13 protein-coding genes are annotated in these 15,192 nt (G+C 69.7%); 6 read left to right on the top strand and 7 right to left on the bottom strand.

Features of this window, described 5'->3' with window-relative positions; translation table 11 throughout:
* Together AC1D29_RS18795 and AC1D29_RS18790 are read right to left on the bottom strand one after the other, a co-directional pair.
* Positions 1–1,587, bottom strand: coding sequence for a DUF4178 domain-containing protein (locus AC1D29_RS18795; protein ID WP_477900182.1), 1,587 nt, complete (start codon positions 1,585–1,587; stop codon positions 1–3).
* Positions 1,580–2,608, bottom strand: coding sequence for an SPFH domain-containing protein (locus tag AC1D29_RS18790; RefSeq protein ID WP_477900180.1), 1,029 nt, complete (start codon positions 2,606–2,608; stop codon positions 1,580–1,582). The genes AC1D29_RS18795 and AC1D29_RS18790 overlap by 8 nt, the downstream gene beginning before the upstream one ends.
* Before the next feature lie 112 nt (positions 2,609–2,720).
* Between AC1D29_RS18790 and AC1D29_RS18785 the strand changes: the two genes are divergently transcribed.
* Both AC1D29_RS18785 and crcB read left to right on the top strand, forming a co-directional pair.
* Positions 2,721–3,206, top strand: a complete 486-nt coding sequence (locus AC1D29_RS18785; protein ID WP_477900178.1) for a molybdenum cofactor biosynthesis protein MoaE — start codon at positions 2,721–2,723, stop codon at positions 3,204–3,206.
* Positions 3,203–3,568 carry a fluoride efflux transporter CrcB gene (gene crcB, locus AC1D29_RS18780; protein ID WP_477900176.1) on the top strand — a complete coding sequence of 122 codons (366 nt, stop codon included), beginning with the start codon at positions 3,203–3,205 and terminating at the stop codon, positions 3,566–3,568. The genes AC1D29_RS18785 and crcB overlap by 4 nt, the downstream gene beginning before the upstream one ends.
* On the opposite strand, the gene AC1D29_RS18775 is transcribed toward crcB, so the two are convergent.
* Positions 3,565–4,533 carry an AraC family transcriptional regulator gene (locus AC1D29_RS18775; RefSeq protein ID WP_477900174.1) on the bottom strand — a complete coding sequence of 323 codons (969 nt, stop codon included), beginning with the start codon at positions 4,531–4,533 and terminating at the stop codon, positions 3,565–3,567. The two genes, crcB and AC1D29_RS18775, sit on opposite strands and share 4 nt — an antisense overlap.
* 99 nt (positions 4,534–4,632) lie before the next feature.
* Here AC1D29_RS18775 and AC1D29_RS18770 point away from each other — a divergent pair, with 99 nt between their 5' ends.
* From AC1D29_RS18770 to clpB, 3 genes are all read left to right on the top strand, one after another.
* Positions 4,633–5,529: an NmrA family NAD(P)-binding protein gene (locus AC1D29_RS18770; RefSeq protein WP_477900172.1), complete on the top strand. Its 897-nt coding sequence runs from the start codon at positions 4,633–4,635 to the stop codon at positions 5,527–5,529.
* Between the two features lie 46 nt (positions 5,530–5,575).
* Positions 5,576–6,049 carry an anthrone oxygenase family protein gene (locus AC1D29_RS18765; RefSeq protein ID WP_477900170.1) on the top strand — a complete coding sequence of 158 codons (474 nt, stop codon included), beginning with the start codon at positions 5,576–5,578 and terminating at the stop codon, positions 6,047–6,049.
* Between the two features lie 108 nt (positions 6,050–6,157).
* Positions 6,158–8,749, top strand: coding sequence for an ATP-dependent chaperone ClpB (clpB, locus tag AC1D29_RS18760; RefSeq protein ID WP_477900168.1), 2,592 nt, complete (start codon positions 6,158–6,160; stop codon positions 8,747–8,749).
* 20 nt (positions 8,750–8,769) lie between these two features.
* Here the strand turns inward: clpB and AC1D29_RS18755 are convergent, their stop codons facing one another.
* The 3 genes from AC1D29_RS18755 to AC1D29_RS18745 form a co-directional block, all read right to left on the bottom strand.
* A complete protein-coding gene (locus tag AC1D29_RS18755; RefSeq protein ID WP_477900166.1) occupies positions 8,770–10,095 on the bottom strand; it encodes a GGDEF domain-containing protein in 1,326 nt (441 codons plus the stop codon).
* 115 nt (positions 10,096–10,210) lie between these two features.
* Complete coding sequence (locus AC1D29_RS18750; RefSeq protein ID WP_477900164.1) at positions 10,211–11,191, bottom strand: DUF2804 domain-containing protein; 981 nt, start codon at positions 11,189–11,191, stop codon at positions 10,211–10,213.
* On the bottom strand, positions 11,188–12,177 hold the full coding sequence (locus tag AC1D29_RS18745) for an AraC family transcriptional regulator (protein WP_477900162.1): 990 nt from the start codon (positions 12,175–12,177) through the stop codon (positions 11,188–11,190). Before AC1D29_RS18745 ends, AC1D29_RS18750 begins: the two co-directional genes overlap by 4 nt.
* A 128-nt stretch (positions 12,178–12,305) precedes the next feature.
* On the opposite strand from AC1D29_RS18745, the gene AC1D29_RS18740 reads away from it, so the two are divergent.
* Positions 12,306–13,187, top strand: a complete 882-nt coding sequence (locus tag AC1D29_RS18740) for a sterol desaturase family protein (RefSeq protein ID WP_477900160.1) — start codon at positions 12,306–12,308, stop codon at positions 13,185–13,187.
* On the opposite strand, the gene AC1D29_RS18735 is transcribed toward AC1D29_RS18740, so the two are convergent.
* Positions 13,178–15,175 (bottom strand): S9 family peptidase, encoded by a 1,998-nt coding sequence (locus AC1D29_RS18735; RefSeq protein ID WP_477900158.1) that lies wholly within the window; start codon positions 15,173–15,175, stop codon positions 13,178–13,180. The genes AC1D29_RS18740 and AC1D29_RS18735 overlap by 10 nt on opposite strands.
* Positions 15,176–15,192 lie beyond the last annotated feature (17 nt).

The raw sequence follows: 15,192 nt of genomic DNA, 5'->3' as shown, positions 1-15,192 counted from the left end.
CTATTTGTGGCCGCCGCCACTGCTGCTGTAGCCGCCGTAGCTGCCGCCACTGGGGATGTAGACGCCGCCGCTGCCGCGCGAGTTGGCGCGGCATTGCCGGTATTCATTGCTGTTCTCGCCGAAGCTGTCCTTGTACCCCTGGCAGCCGTCGCTGGCGCAGGCGCGCAGCAGCGTGCCGATGATCACCAGCAGGAACAGGCCGACGACGATGTAGACCAGCAGCTTGCCGCCGCTGTTCTTGAAGGCCGACGCGTCCCGCGTGAACTGCGCCGCCGGTGCGGACAGCCCGAAGGCCTTCTGCACGGCCTCTGCGGGCAGCGTCTGGCCGCCGCTCCAGGTGACCTCGGGGCCTTGCTGCTCGCGGCTCAGCAGCAGTCGGCCGTCGGCGCTGGCGTAGTCGGTGACCTGCACGCGGTCGTCCAGCCGCACCGGCCAGTAGAACTCGCCCAGCACGTGCGTGGTCTTGGCGCCGTAGGACCAGCGCTGCGCATACTCGCGGCCCAGGTAGCTGACGCCGCCGCGCGTGGGCGCCGGCGCGCCGGTCAGCGTGCACACCAGGCTCCAACCTTCGCGCGTGTCGACGAGGAAGGCGAAGCCCGCCATGCGGTTGAACAGCAGGTACTCGCGCCAGAAGCTCTGCTCGTCTTCGGCGTCCTCGGGGATGTCGCAGCGCTCCTGGTAGCCGACGACGGTCCAGGCCTGCGGCGGCGATCCGGCCGGCGCCAGCGTGCCGGTGCGACCGAGCGGGATCAGCGGCGGCGTGTCCGGGCTCTGCGCCGTGAAGCCCAGCGCCTTGGCGTCGCCCTCGGGCAGGTCGACCAGGGCCTGACACTGCGCGCAGACCATGCTCTTGGTCTGCGACAGCTTGGGCACCAGTGGCGCACCGCAGTTGGGGCAGGCGATGCTGCGGCCGGCGAACTTGGCCTCGGCCACCGACTCGCCCTCGGCCGTCGTGCGCAGGCCTTGCAGCGCCAGCTCCGTCAGCGCGACGGCGCGGCCGACGGACCAGACGGGCGGCTCACCGTCGCGGCTCTCCAGGCTGCCGACTTCGCCCTGCGCGTTGCGCAGTTCGATGACGCGGCCGGCCTTGGGCGGGCGCGGCAGCTCGCCCTCGGCCGCGCGCAAGGCCGCCTGCACGATGGCGGCGACCTGCCAGCGCTGGCCGGCCAGCGTCAGCGGCAGGCCGACGGCGGGCGCTTCGGGCGGTGTTTCGTTGAGCGGCGCCTCCAGGCTGAGGACGAACTGGCCGTTGTCCTCGCTGAGCCAGGCCACACGTGGCGTGTCACCACCGGCGTCGAACAGCAGGTGCCATTCGTTCCAGTTGCCCAGCTCCGAGCCGCGCTGCACGCGGCCGACGACGGCGAAGCCGCTGCCCATCCAGCGCCCGGTGGCGCCGAGCTGCAACGGCGAGTAGTCCTCGAAGATCTCGGCGCTCTGGCCGATCTGGCTCAGCGTGTCGCCGTCGCGCAGCAGCGTGCTGCGGCAGAAGCCGCAGACGGCGCTGGCCGACGCCGCACTGGCGAACTCGACCGGTGCGCCGCAGTTGGGGCAGGCCGCCCGCCAGCGGCGCTGGGCGGGTTCAGCCAAGCTTCTTCAGGAGGTCCGCTTTTTTGGCGGCGAATTCCTCGTCGGTCAGGATGCCCTTGGCCTTGAGGTCGCCGAGCTTCTCCAGCAGCGAGACGATGTCTTCGGGCTTGCTGGCGGCCGGTGCGGGCGCGGCGGCACCGACGCCGGCCAGGCCCTGGCCCAGCGTCTGCGCCAGCGTCTGGCCCAGCGCCACGCCGGCGCCCAGGCCGATGGCTTCGCCGGCGATGCCGCTGCCGCCGGGGCCGCCCTTGGCCAGGTCGGGCAGGGCTTGCGCGGTTTGGTACTGGATGAACTGGCCCATGTTCTGGCCAATGATGCCCATGCCGATGCGCTGGTCCAGGATCTTCTGCAGCTCCTCGGGCAGGGACACGTTCTGCATCGTCACCGACAGCAGCTCCAGGCCGAGGCCCGTGAAGGCCGGCGCGGTGGCGGCCTGCAGCGCGGCAGCGAACTCGACCTGGTTGGCCGCCAGGTCCAGGAAGGGCGTGCCGCTCTTGGCGACGGCGTCGCTGATGTGTTGCAGCATCAGGCCGCGCAGCTGGCCGTCCAGCTCGGCGGCGGTGTAGCGCTCGCGGGTGCCGGAGATCTGCGTGTGGAAGGCCTTGGGGTCCTGGATGCGGTAGGCGTAGTTGCCGAAGGCGCGCAGGCGCACGGCGCCGAAGTCCTTGTCGCGGATGGTCACCGGCTGGCTGGTGCCCCAGCGCTGGTCGATCTGCTGGCGGGTGCTGAAGAAGTAGACATCGCTCTTGAAGGGCGACTCGAACAGCTTGTCCCAGTTCTTCAGGTAGGTCAGCACGGGCAGCGTCTGCGTCGTCAGCTTGTGCGTGCCGGGGCCGAAGACGTCGGCGACCTTGCCTTCGTTGACGAACACGGCGACCTGGGATTCACGCACCACCAGTTGGCCGCCGTTCTGGATTTCCATGCCGGACATCGGGAAGCGCCAGGCCAGCGTGCCGTCGCTGTCCTCGGTCCACTGGATGATGTCGATGAACTGTTTCTTGATGAAATCCATCAGGGCCATGTCGATTCCTGCAAGCGGTCAGAAGAAATGAGGGGGAAGTATCCGGCGGCGGCCGGATGCTTCAAGTCCCAAACATGTGAATCTCACCGCCAGCCAAGGTGAGAATCTGTGCATGCCCAGAGTTTGCATCCAGACAGACGACTTTGACCTGAGTACCGAGGCCGCCGCGCTACGGTTTGCGGATGGCGGCGTCGGCGCCGTCGTCGCGTTCGTTGGCACGGTGCGCGAGCACAGCAGCGGGGCCGCGGTGTCGCAGATGGAGCTGGAGCACTACCCCGGCATGACGGAGGCGGCCATAGAAGCAATGGTGGACGAGGCGCTGGCCCGTTTCGACATCCGCGCCGCCCGTGTCATCCACCGCGTGGGCCTGCTGCAGGCGCGTGACCAGATCGTGGCGGTGCTGGTCACCAGCGCCCACCGCGGGCAGGCCTTCCAGGCCTGCGAGTTTCTGATGGACTACCTGAAGACCCAGGCGCCGTTCTGGAAGAAGGAGCACACGCCGGACGGCGCGCACTGGGTGGACGCCCGCGTGGCCGACGACGAGGCGTTGGCGCGCTGGGGCATTGCGGCGGGGAATGCACCGGGGAAGGCGGCATGAATGCCGTGGCCGTCTCGATAGGCGCGATGCTGGGAGCGCTGACGCGCTGGCAAGCCGGCCTGTGGCTCAACGCGCGATGGATGGGTTTCCCGCTCGGGACCTTGCTCGTCAACATGGTGGGCGGCCTGCTGATCGGCATGGCGCTGGAATGGTTCGGCCGCCAGCCCAACGAGTTGCTGAAGCTGTTGCTGGTGACGGGTTTCCTCGGCGGGCTGACGACGTTCTCGTCGTTTTCCGGCGAGTCGCTGGCGCTGCTGCAGCGCGGCGAGTTCATGCTGGCGCTGGGGCACACGCTGGCCCATGTGTTCGGTTCGCTGGGCGCCGCGGCGGCCGGTTTCGCGTTGATGCGGCTGGCGGCCTAGGCCCGCTGCAGCGACCCCGGCGTGACGCCGGTGACGCGCTTGAAGGCGCGGCTGAACGCGGCCTCCGAGCCATAGCCCACGTCGAAGGCGATCTGCGCGATCGATGCGCCGCCCTGGCGCAGCCGCGTCGTCGCCAGGCCGACGCGCCACCGGGTCAGGTATTCCAGCACTGGCTGGCCCACCAACTGGCTGAAGCGGGCCGCGAAGGCCGAGCGCGACAGGCCCACGGCCTGGGCCAGCGATTCGATGGTCCAGGGCCGGGCCGGCTCGCGGTGGAGCATGACGATGGCGCGGCCGATCTGCCGGTCGCGCAAGGCGCCCAGCCAGCCGGTGCGGGCGCGCGGGTCGCGGTCTATCCAGGCGCGCAAGGCCTGGATGACGAGGATGTCGGCCAGCCGCGTGATGAGGGCCTCGCTGCCGGGTCGGCGGCTGCGCGCCTCTTCCGCCAGGAAGCGCACGCTGCTGTCGAACCAGGCCAGGTCCGGCGTGTCGGCCGTGGCCAGCACGATGACGCCGGGCAATGCCGACAGCAGCAGGCGCACGGCGGGGTCGTCGAAGCGCACCGCGCCGCATACCAGCGTGGCCGGCTCGCCGCCGCCGCCATGCTGCAGCACCTCGAACCAGTCGCTCAGCGCGGTGCGCGGCAGCTCGAACAGCGAAGGCGTGGGCTCACTCAAGCGGCTGACGATGCCATGGCCCTCGCCGCGCGGCACCAGCGCGAAGTCGCCCGCCTGCAACAGGTGGCTGACGCCGCCGGGCTCCTGCAGATGGCAGCGGCCGCTGGTGACGACGTGGAACATCAGGCAGTCATCCATCGGCGGCATGTGGAAGCCCCACGGTGCCGTCAGCTCCGAGCAGCAGTAGACGACGCCGCTCATGCGCAGGAAGTGCAGCGCGTCGGCGATGGGGTCCCCACGCTCCCAATGCGTCGGGACGGTGGCGGGCGCGGCAGCGGGTTTTTCCATCGCGGGACGATTGATCAAGGGATGAAGACGGCGCGGCATGGTGGCGCCGGGCGCGGCTCCGGACACTGCTGCCATCGCAATCCCCACGGGAGAGACAGCATGCAAACAAGTATCGCGGTGATGAACGCCACGGGCCGCACGGGCCATCGCATCGCCCAGGCCCTGCTGGCGCAGGGCCGCCGCGTCGTGGCACTGGGCCGCTCGACCGCCAGGCTGGGCGCGCTGCAGGCGCTGGGTGCGCAGGTGCGGGCCGGCGACCCGACCGATGCCGCCTGCCTGGCCGCCGCCTTCGACGGCGTGACGGCCGTCTACGGCCTGCTGCCCTACGACCTGAGCGAGCCGGGCTACCTGGACAGCCAGCGTCGCCTGGGTGAAGCCATGGCGCAGGCCGTGCGCGATGCCGGCGTGCGGCGCGTGGTCTACCTGTCCAGCCTGGGCGCCGAGCAGCCCGGCGGCACGGGCCTGATCCGGCCGATGCACGACCAGGAGGAGCGCCTGCGGGCCATTCCCGACCTGGACCTGCTGTGCCTGCGCGCCGGCGCCTTCATGGAGAACCTGTTCGGCGCGCTGCCCTTCGTCCGCGACGCCGGTGTCGTGGCCGACGGGTTCCGACCGGACCTGAAGATCCCGATGGTGGCCACCTGCGACATCGCCGCTGCCGCGGTCCAGGCCTTGCTGGACGACGGTTGGCAGGGCCATCAGGTGCGCGAGGTGCTGGGGCCGCGCGACATCACCATGACAGAGGTGGTGCAACTGCTGGCGCCACACCTTGACATGCCCCAGCTGGCCTATCTGCAACTGCCCCGCGACGCGCTGGAGCGCGCGCTGGCCGATGCCGGCCTGGCGCCCGACGTGGCGTTGCTGACCGGCGAGCTGACGCAGGCCATCAACGACGGCCGCGTGCGGACGACGCTCGGCCGCAACGCCGCCAGCACGACGCCCACCGGCATGGAGCGCTTCGTGCACGAACTGGCCGAGGCCTATCGTGCGGGTTGAGCGCGCGAACCCACACCACAAGGACCCGATTGCCGTGACCCCTCTGATGAACCTTTGCATCCTGCTCGCCACGCTGGGCAGCGTGTTGATGGCCGGCGTCTTCTTCGCCTTCTCCACCTCGGTGATGCCGGCCTTGCGGCGCGTGGCGCCCGGCGAGGGCATGCAGGTGATGCAGACCATCAACGAGGTCATCCTGAATCCGCTGTTCCTGGGCGTCTTCGTCGGGACGGCGCTGCTGGCGGTCCTGGCGGCCGCGCTGGGCTGGTGGCAGGGGCCGCGCGGGGCCGCCGCGCTGCTCACGCTCGGCGCCCTGGCCTATGCGATCGGTGTCTTCGGCGTCACTTCCGTGATCAATGTGCCCATGAACGAGGCGCTGGCCCGGCTTGGCGCGGACAGCGCCGCCGGCCACGAGTACTGGCAGGCCTATCTGCGTGACTGGACGTTCTGGAACAGCGTGCGCACGGTGGCCGGCCTGGTGGCGGGAGGCTGCATCGTGGCGGGGGCGATGGCGTTGAGTTAAATCAAGGCGCTGTCCGACAACTGCTGCACACTGCCCTGCACCAGACTGTGGCTTGAAATCTTTGGGCTTGTGCCCACTTGTCTTCGCAACCGGAGGATTCCACTCACCATGCGTGCCGACAAGTTCACCACCCGATTCCAGGAAGCCCTGGGCGAGGCCCAGAGCCTGGCCCTGGCTCGCGACAACCCCTACATCGAGCCCACCCACGTGCTGGCCGCCATGCTGGCCCAGGACGACGGGCCGCGCGCGCTGCTGGAGCGCGCGGGCGTCAAGGTGGCCGGGCTGAAGACGGCACTGGACGGCTTGATGGCCGGCCTGCCGCAGGTCAGCGGCGCCGGCCAGACGGTGCAGGCAGGGCGCGACCTCGTCAGCCTGCTGCAGGCGGCCGAGAAGGAAGCCGGCAAGCGCGGCGACCAGTTCATTGCCAGCGAGATGTTCCTGCTGGCGCTGGCGGACGCCAAGACCGACCTGGCCGGCGTCGTGCGCGGCCATGGGCTGACGCGCAAGGCGCTGGAAGCCGCCATCGAGGCCGTCCGCGGCGGCCAGAAGGTCGACTCGGCCGAGGCCGAGGGCCAGCGCGAGGCGCTGAAGAAATACACGCTGGACCTGACCGAACGCGCCCGCCTGGGCAAGCTCGACCCGGTCATCGGCCGCGACGAGGAAATCCGCCGCACGATCCAGGTGCTGCAGCGCCGCAGCAAGAACAATCCCGTCCTGATCGGCGAGCCGGGCGTGGGCAAGACGGCCATCGTCGAGGGCCTGGCGCAGCGCATCATCAACGGCGAGGTGCCGGACAGCCTGAAGAACAAGCGCGTGCTGGTGCTGGACATGGCCTTGCTGCTGGCCGGCGCCAAGTACCGCGGCGACTTCGAAGAGCGCCTGAAGGGCGTGCTGAAGGAAGTGGCCCAGGACGAGGGCCAGACCATCCTGTTCATCGACGAGATCCACACCATGGTGGGCGCCGGCAAGTCCGAGGGCTCCATCGACGCCGGCAACATGCTGAAGCCGGCGCTGGCGCGCGGCGAGCTGCACTGCATCGGCGCCACCACGCTGGACGAGTACCGCAAGTACGTCGAGAAGGATGCCGCGCTGGAGCGCCGCTTCCAGAAGGTGCTGGTCGACGAGCCCAGCGTGGAGGCCACCATCGCCATCCTGCGCGGCCTGCAGGAGAAGTACGAGGTCCACCACGGCGTGGAGATCACCGACCCGGCCATCATTGCCGCGGCCGAGCTGAGCCACCGCTACATCACCGACCGCTTCCTGCCCGACAAGGCCATCGACCTCATCGACGAGGCCGCGGCCAAGATCAAGATCGAGATCGACTCCAAGCCCGAGGCCATGGACCGGCTGGACCGCCGCATGATCCAGCTCAAGATCGAGCGCGAGGCCGTGCGCAAGGAGAAGGACGAGGGCTCGGTCAAGCGTTTCGGCCTCATCGAGGACGAGCTGCTGAAGCTGCAGCGCGAATACGACGACCTGGAAGAGATCTGGACGGCCGAGAAGGCGCAGGCGCAGGGCTCGGCCCACGTCAAGGAAGAGATCGACCAGATCAAGCAGCAGATCGAGGAACTCAAGCGCAAGGGCGACTTCAACAAGCTGGCCGAGCTGCAATACGACCGCCTGCCCAAGCTGGAGAAGCAGCTCAAGGAAGCGCAGGACAAGGAAGCCGGCGCGCAGGCGGCCAACAAGCCGCGCCTGTTGCGCACGCTGGTGGGCGCCGAGGAGATCGCCGAGGTCGTGGCACGGGCCACCGGCATCCCCGTGTCCAAGCTGATGCAGGGCGAGCGCGAGAAGCTGCTGCAGATGGAAGAGAAGCTGCACCAGCGCGTGGTGGGCCAGGACGAGGCCATCCAGGCCGTGTCCGATGCCATCCGCCGTTCACGCGCCGGCCTGTCCGACCCCAACCGGCCGTTGGGCTCTTTCCTGTTCCTCGGCCCCACGGGCGTGGGCAAGACCGAGCTGTGCAAGGCGCTGGCCGGCTTCCTGTTCGACAGCGAAGACCACATGGTGCGCATCGACATGAGCGAGTTCATGGAGAAGCACTCGGTGTCGCGCCTGATCGGTGCGCCCCCTGGCTATGTGGGCTACGAGGAAGGTGGCACGCTGACCGAAGCCGTGCGCCGCAAGCCCTACTCGGTGCTGCTGCTGGACGAGGTCGAGAAGGCGCACCCGGATGTCTTCAACGTGCTGCTGCAGGTGCTGGACGATGGCCGGCTGACCGACGGCCAGGGCCGCACGGTGGACTTCAAGAACACGGTCATCGTCATGACGTCCAACCTCGGCTCGCAGCACATCATGGCGCTGTCGGGCGAGAAGGACGAGGTCATCCGCGAGGCCGTGTGGGGCGAGGTCAAGACGCACTTCCGGCCCGAGTTCCTGAACCGCATCGACGAGACGGTGATCTTCCATGCGCTGGGCGCGGACCACATCAAGTCCATCGCCCGCATCCAGCTGCGCCTGCTTGAAGCCCGCCTGGACAAGATGGAGATGAAGCTGGACATCAGCGAGGCGGCGCTGGACGAGCTGGCCAAGGTGGGCTTCGACCCGGTGTTCGGCGCGCGGCCGCTGAAGCGGGCCATCCAGCAGCGCGTCGAGAACCCGCTGTCGCGGCTGATCCTGGAGGGCAAGTTCGGGCCCAAGGATGTGATCCCCGTCGACGTGGACGGCGGCGAGTTCTCGTTCGGGCGGGTCGTGCACTGAGCCGACCGCCGGCCGCCGTTTCAGACGGTGGTCGGCGAGTCGCTCATCAGCGTCTTGTCCGTCTCGACGCGGTTGCGACCGGCTTCCTTGGCGCGGTAAAGCGCCTCGTCAGCGCGCTTGAGCGCGTCCGCCGTCGAGCCGCCGGGCGGTGCCAGCGCGACGCCGAAGCTGGCCGTCACGGCGATGCGGCCGCCGGGGCCGTCGATCTCGGCTTGCTGCACGCGCTCGCGCAGCTTTTCAGCCAGCCGGGTCGCATCGCGCAGGCGCGTGCCCTGGCAGGCGATCAGGAACTCCTCGCCACCCCAGCGACCGAAGACATCACTGCCGCGCAGGTTGGCCGCCACGACGGCGGCCACGCGCCTGAGCACCTCGTCGCCGCGGTCGTGGCCATGGCGGTCGTTGATGCGCTTGAAGTGGTCGATGTCCAGCATCACCAGCGTCATGCCCTGGGCGGCCTGCTCGAAGTCGTCCACCGACTGCTCCAGGCCGCGGCGGTTCAGCACGCCGGTGAGCTCATCGATGGTGGCCAGCCGGCGCAACTGCTCCTGCTCGATGCGCAGCTGGCGCGTGCGCAGCGTCAGCGCGTCGATCTCGCGCTGCTGGCGGTTGTAGCTGTGGCGCAGATGGCGCCAGCCGCGCAGCACCACCGCGCTGGCGCCCAGCAGCCAGGCGCACAGGATGCCCAGGTAGAGCTGGTCACGGCTGACCCAGACGCCCTTCAGTGCCAGGTGGCGCAATTGCAGCTCGTGCTCCTGGCCGGCGAGGTCGGCGGGCAGGTCAATGGACAACGCGGTGGCGTTCTCCAGGCTGGGCCGGTTGTACTCGCGGGCCAGGTTGAACTGGTGAATCCACCATTCCGGCACCGTCAGCTCGCTGAGGTCCAGGGTCGCCGGGTTCTCGACGTCGCGCGGCCGCAGGTTGACCGAGTGCATGCGCGAGCTGTTGCCGTCATCCAGCTTGGAGAAGCGCGGGTCGAAATTGCGGATGGCCACGCGCACGAAGGGCGAGGGCCCCCTGTAGGCGAGGTCCATCTCCAGCGTGTCGAAACGGCTGAGGTCGCGGCCGTGGCTGGCGTCCTTGCCGGTCAGGATCAGCGTCAGGCCGCAGGGCTGGTGTTTCTCGAAGGCGGTGTAGCGGCAGCGCCAGTGCAGCTTGTCCGCGTTGATCCATTGCACGGCGGGCTCGGCCTGGGTACCGCTGGGCGTCATCAGGTAGAGGTTGCTGACGGCGCCTGGCGCGGTCAGGTCCAGCGTGCGCGCCGGCAGCCCTTCGTAGCCGACCAGCACGGCCAGCGTCAACGCGATGCCGGCGGCAAGCAGGCTGGGGTTGCTGAGTCCATGTCGCACAGGGGTCCGGATCTTCGGTCGCGTTGGCTGGGCACTTTAGGGCCTGGCCGTGCCGGTGTCTCTGCCGTCGGCGGCCAAACGTGGCAAATGACCGCCGCCCCCTGGTCGTGCCGGCCTACCAGCGCGAGTGATGGTCTTCGGTCACACCCAGCAGCTCGCGGACCGGCCGTGGCGCGGCGTCAGCGCGGGCGCGCACGGTGCCGGCAAAGCTGCCCACCGGCTGCACATAGCGGCTGGCCGCAAAGCCCAGGTCCCGGTGGGACGCGCGCGCGCCCTCGGGCGTGAAGACCAGGTCCAGCAAGCCGTCGTCGGTGCGCACCCGCCAGGGGTCCAGCGGCCGCCTGGCATCGAACTCGAACTGCGCCGCGCCCAGCGCGATGGGCTCGCCGTCGAGCCACAGCACGTTCTCCTGCTGGCCGAAATAGCCTTGCTGCAGGTTGAAGCCCACGTCCGGCCGGTGCGCGCTGGCCCAGCGCCAGGCGGTGTTGTGCGCCAGCAGGCCGTTGGACGCGTCGACCGCGGCCCAGGCGTCATCCAGGGCGAAGCGCTGGCCCTCGGCCTCGGCCCAGCCCTGCACGGGCAGCGCGCTGGTCTTCTGCGTCGCGTGGGCGATGCCGCCTGCGATGGGGCCGATGGCCAGCAGCGGCGGCGCCATGGCCGCCAGGTCCAGCGTCGCCTCGATGCGCAGCGCGCGCGTGGCGACACTCAGGCGCAAGCCGTCGTCGGCATGGGTCAGGTTCAGCCGCGCGTGCCAGCCGCGGAACCAGCTGCGGGCGCCCGCCAGCGGTTCGTCCGACACGCCCGCCTGCAGGCCCGGCAGGCCATCCTGGCTCCAGTCCGCCAGCAGGTGGCGGCGCCGGCGGTCGAAGAGGTAGGCGAAGGCGGTGCAGGTCCAGCCGACGTCGACGATGGCCACGCCGATGAAGAGCTGCGCATTGCCCAGGCCGACGTAATGCCAGCGCTTGTGGTGCAGGTGCCGCCACAGCCAGGAGCGGCGTTGGTGCAGCGTGCGCCAGTCGATGCGGGCGAGGGTGCCGGCGTAGCGGCCGTGGGCGGGTTGGCCGTCGATGACGACGGCGGCAGGTGGCGTGTTCATGTGCGGCGGGGTTGCCTTCTCCATTGCAGCGGCGCCTGGCCGGTCCACTGCCGGAAGGCGCGCGTGAAGGCGCTTTGTTCTGAATAGCCGAGCAGCAAGGCCACCTCGGCCAGCTCGACATTGGGGTCGCGCAGATAGGCCTCGGCCAGCTGCTGGCGGGTCTGGCCGAGCAGGACCTGGAAGCTCTGGCCCTGCTCGGCCAGGCGGCGCTGCAGGCTGCGCGGGCTCATCTGCAAGGCCTGCGCGAGGTCGGCGAGCGAGGTGCGGCCGCTGCGGATCAGGCCCACCAGCGCCTGGCGCCAGACACCCACCGGCTCGCTGACGGCGGCCACCTGCCGCAGCAGCGCCTCGGCCTGCGCATCCAGCAGCGCCAGCAGCGCCGCGTCCGCGCCGCGCAGCGGCAGGGTCAGGTCGTGCGCCGACAGCAGCAGCCGGGTGCTGGGCTGGTCGAAGCGCACCGGGCCGCCGAAGAAGTCCTCGTACGGCCGCACGTCGGCCGGCCGGCGGTTGACGAAGTCCACGGCCAGCGCGCGCAAGGGCTTGCCGGTGAACTCGCGCGTCAGCTGCACCAGCGCGGCGATGGCCGTCTCGTCGACCAGCGCGCCAGGCCGGCCGCGCTCCACGCCCCATTCGATGCAGATGCCGTCGGGCCGCAGGTGCACCTGGGCCGGGTTCACGTCGTAGACCGAGCGGTGATAGCGCTCCAGCCGCTGCAAGGCCTCGGCCAGCGTCTTGCAGGCCAGCGCCGCGAAGCCGACAACGCCGAAATGACGCGGCGCGATGCCGCGCGCCAGTCTCAATGCGAAGGTGGACCTGGGGCCGGGGTCCAGGTCGCGCGCCTGTTCCAGCAGCGCCTGCCAGCGGCGCAGCACGACGAAGGTCTCGGTCGGCGCGGGCGGCGGGCCCAGCGCCTCGGCGCGGCCCAGTGCGGCCATGTGCTCGAAGAGCAGCTGGGCATAGCTGGCGGCGACGCGGGTTTCATCCATGAGCCGCCGATGATGCTGCAGCCCCGACACGCCGCCGCTGGGGGATGACCCCAGCCGTGGCGCGATCCGTCAAAAACGCGGGTTTTGCCGTCAAGAAGCGGCGCCGGTTTCGGTTCAACATCGCGGCCATGGACTGGCTGCTCGACCTCTACCAACGCCACGGCGACTGGCGCGACCTGACGCTGGTCATGCTGTCGCCCATCTTCGCCATCTTCATCGCGATGGAGGCCTGGCGCTTTCGCAAGACCGGCGTCTTCGACCTGTGGGACACCTTCGACAGCATGAACAGCGGCGGCAGCTACCTCGTCGCCGACCTCTTGCTGCTGGTCGTGCTGGTGCTGCCGGCCATGGGCTGGGTCTACGACCACCGGCTGTGGACGATAGACGTCACCGCGTGGCGCTTCGTGGGCCTGTTCCTGCTGGTGGAGTTCCTGTACTACGGCTTTCACCGCGGCAGCCACCGCATCCGCTGGTTCTGGTGCGCCCATGTCGTGCACCATGGCTCGGAGAAGATGAACTTCGGCACAGCGCTGCGGCAGAGCTGGTTCTACCCCATCGCCGGCAACTGGCTGTTCTACCTGCCGGCCGTGTGGCTGGGCTTCGAGCCGCGCTGGGTGCTGTTCGCGCTGTCACTGAACCTGGGCTACCAGTTCTTCGTGCACACCAGCTGGGTCGGCAAGATGCCGGCCTGGTTCGAGTTCATCTTCAACACGCCCTCGCACCACCGCGCCCACCACGGTCGCAACAAGCAATACATCGACAAGAACTTCGGCGGCACGCTGATCATCTTCGACCGGCTGTTCGGCAGCTTCGTGCCCGAAGAGGAAGCGGTGGACTACGGTCTGGAGCACCCGTTTCCCACGCACAACCTGTTCTGGCTGAACGCGCACGAATGGCGCGCGATGTTCCACGACATGCGCCGGGAGAAGACCTGGGGCATGCGCCTGGCCCACCTGTGGAAGCCGCCGGAATGGCGGCGCCACTACAGCGGCTTCCAGGATCAGGGCTGAAGGTACTTGGCCAGGAAGGCTTCCATGCGCTGCGCGAAGTCGACGCGGTTCTTCACGTTGCCGAAGCCGTGGCCCTCGCCGGCGTAGGTCACCCACACCGGCTCGTTGCCGGCGTCGCGCAGGGCGCGGCGCATGCGCTCACCATGGGCCATCGGCACGCGGCGGTCGCCATCCGCGAAGGCCAGCAGCACCGGCGCCTTGATGCGGGCGGCCTGCCGGACCGGTGAGTTCGCGGCCAGCATCGCGGCGTCCTTGACCGCGTCGCCCACCGCTTCGGGGATGGTGTATCGCCGGCCCGTGCTGCTGATGTCGTCCCGCACCCACCAGGAGCCGGTGGCGTACAGGTCCAGGTCGGTCACGGCCAGCCAGGCGACGCCGCAGCGGTACAGCGCCGGGTCCTTCACCAGCCCCATCAGCGTGCTGTACCCGCCGTAGCTGGCGCCGGCGATGCAGGCCTTGTCACTGGCGATGCCCTGCTTCTGCGCCCAGCGCAGCGCGTCGGCCACGTCGTCCTGCATGGCCTGGCCCCACTGCTTGAAGCCGGCGCGGAAATGCGCGTCGCCATAGCCGGTGCTGCCGCGGAACTCCGGCTCGATGACGACATAGCCGCGCGAGGCGAGGAACTGCGCGTCGGCGTGCCAGCCCCAGGTGTTGCCGCGCACCCAGGGGCCGCCGTGCACGAGGACGACGGCCGGCAGCGCGCCCGTGGCCTTGGCCGGCCGCGTGACCCAGACGGGTAGCTCCAGCCCGTCACGGGCGGGGACGCGCTGCAGCTCGACGACGGCCATGTCGTCGGGCTTCACGCCGTCGCGCACCGAACCCACGTTCACCCAGGCCTTCTCGCCCGCCTTCGGCTTGGCCTGGTACAGGTAGAAGCGGCCCGGGTCGCGGTCGCTGAAGCTGCGCACCAGCGCGACCATGTCGGGCGTGCCGCAACGGCGGCAGCTGACCAGGTTGGCCTGGCCCGGAAACAGGCGGTCCACGCGATCCTGGAAGGCCTTCATCGCCGGGTCGAACCAGGCAATGGTCGGCGCATCCACCAGCAGGCGCACGCCCAGCACCCGGCCGCTGGTCTCGTCGACGACGAGGTTTCCCGAGAAATCGAAGCCTGGCGTCGCGACCAGCGGCTTCTCCTGCGGCTGGCGGCGCTCGAAGTCGTAGCGTTTCAGCGCCTTCTGGTTGGCGGGGCCGCCGGCCTCGCTGACATACAGGCCGCCCGCGTCGTCCACGGCCTCGACGCTGAACGGCACGGACAGCAGGTCGCTCTCGAACAGCGGCGTCCAGCTCTTGCTGCCGGGTGCCCGCCACAGTGCGGCCTGGCGGCCTTGCTGACGGGTGAAGGCCACGCGCAACTCGCCGCGGCTGTCGGCCAGCCAGTTGAAGCTGCCGACGGGCTCGACGAAGTCGACGTTGCGCGTCAGCCCCGAGCGGGTGTTCAGCCACTTGGGCGTCTCCGTGCCGTCGTCGCCGGTCGAGAACTCGGCGACCAGCACCTCGTCGTTCTTGCCGCTGGCAGGCAGGCGCGGCACGGTGAGCACGCGGTGGTTCCATTCCAGCAGCCGGTCGTCGGTGCCGCCGTCGGTGATGACCGGTTTCCACTGGCGGCGCACCAGCTGGCGGAACTTGCTGCCGTCGGCGTTGACGGCGAACAGGCCCGGCGCGCCGCTCTGGCGTGCGCTGCCGTCGAAGCTGTCGACCACGCCGTAGATCAGCCGCTCGTCGTCCACCCAGCGCACGTTGTAGACGTCGCCGTCACTGAAACGCGCCACCGCGTTCAGCTTGCCGCCCTGGTCCAAGTCCATGACCACCAGCACCACGCGCTCCACGCCCTTGGACGTCGTGAACGCCAGCTTGCGGCCGGACGGCGACAACACCATGTCGACGAGTTCGGCATCCTTGTAGAACAGCTCGGCCGGTGGCGGCGCGGCCAGCGCGGCGCCCGTGAGGCCGATCAGCGCCAGGGCGGCGCAACGCAGAAGTCCTGCCATGTCAGTGAATCCCTCGC

This window comes from Roseateles sp. P1_C6 (assembly GCF_056406315.1).
Note: the sequence above shows the minus strand (reverse complement) of the source record. Positions and strands in the feature narration are given on the sequence as shown.

What these genes read in the sequence shown, in the direction of transcription:
- AC1D29_RS18745 (WP_477900162.1), bottom strand. Translation starts at nt 12,177, where the DNA reads ATGGATGAAACCCGCGTCGCCGCCAGCTATGCCCAGCTGCTCTTCGAG.
- crcB (WP_477900176.1), top strand. Translation starts at nt 3,203, where the DNA reads ATGAATGCCGTGGCCGTCTCGATAGGCGCGATGCTGGGAGCGCTGACG.
- AC1D29_RS18785 (WP_477900178.1), top strand. Translation starts at nt 2,721, where the DNA reads ATGCCCAGAGTTTGCATCCAGACAGACGACTTTGACCTGAGTACCGAG.
- AC1D29_RS18750 (WP_477900164.1), bottom strand. Translation starts at nt 11,191, where the DNA reads ATGAACACGCCACCTGCCGCCGTCGTCATCGACGGCCAACCCGCCCAC.
- AC1D29_RS18775 (WP_477900174.1), bottom strand. Translation starts at nt 4,533, where the DNA reads ATGGAAAAACCCGCTGCCGCGCCCGCCACCGTCCCGACGCATTGGGAG.
- AC1D29_RS18770 (WP_477900172.1), top strand. Translation starts at nt 4,633, where the DNA reads ATGCAAACAAGTATCGCGGTGATGAACGCCACGGGCCGCACGGGCCAT.
- AC1D29_RS18740 (WP_477900160.1), top strand. Translation starts at nt 12,306, where the DNA reads ATGGACTGGCTGCTCGACCTCTACCAACGCCACGGCGACTGGCGCGAC.
- AC1D29_RS18790 (WP_477900180.1), bottom strand. Translation starts at nt 2,608, where the DNA reads ATGGCCCTGATGGATTTCATCAAGAAACAGTTCATCGACATCATCCAG.
- AC1D29_RS18765 (WP_477900170.1), top strand. Translation starts at nt 5,576, where the DNA reads ATGAACCTTTGCATCCTGCTCGCCACGCTGGGCAGCGTGTTGATGGCC.
- clpB (WP_477900168.1), top strand. Translation starts at nt 6,158, where the DNA reads ATGCGTGCCGACAAGTTCACCACCCGATTCCAGGAAGCCCTGGGCGAG.
- AC1D29_RS18735 (WP_477900158.1), bottom strand. Translation starts at nt 15,175, where the DNA reads ATGGCAGGACTTCTGCGTTGCGCCGCCCTGGCGCTGATCGGCCTCACG.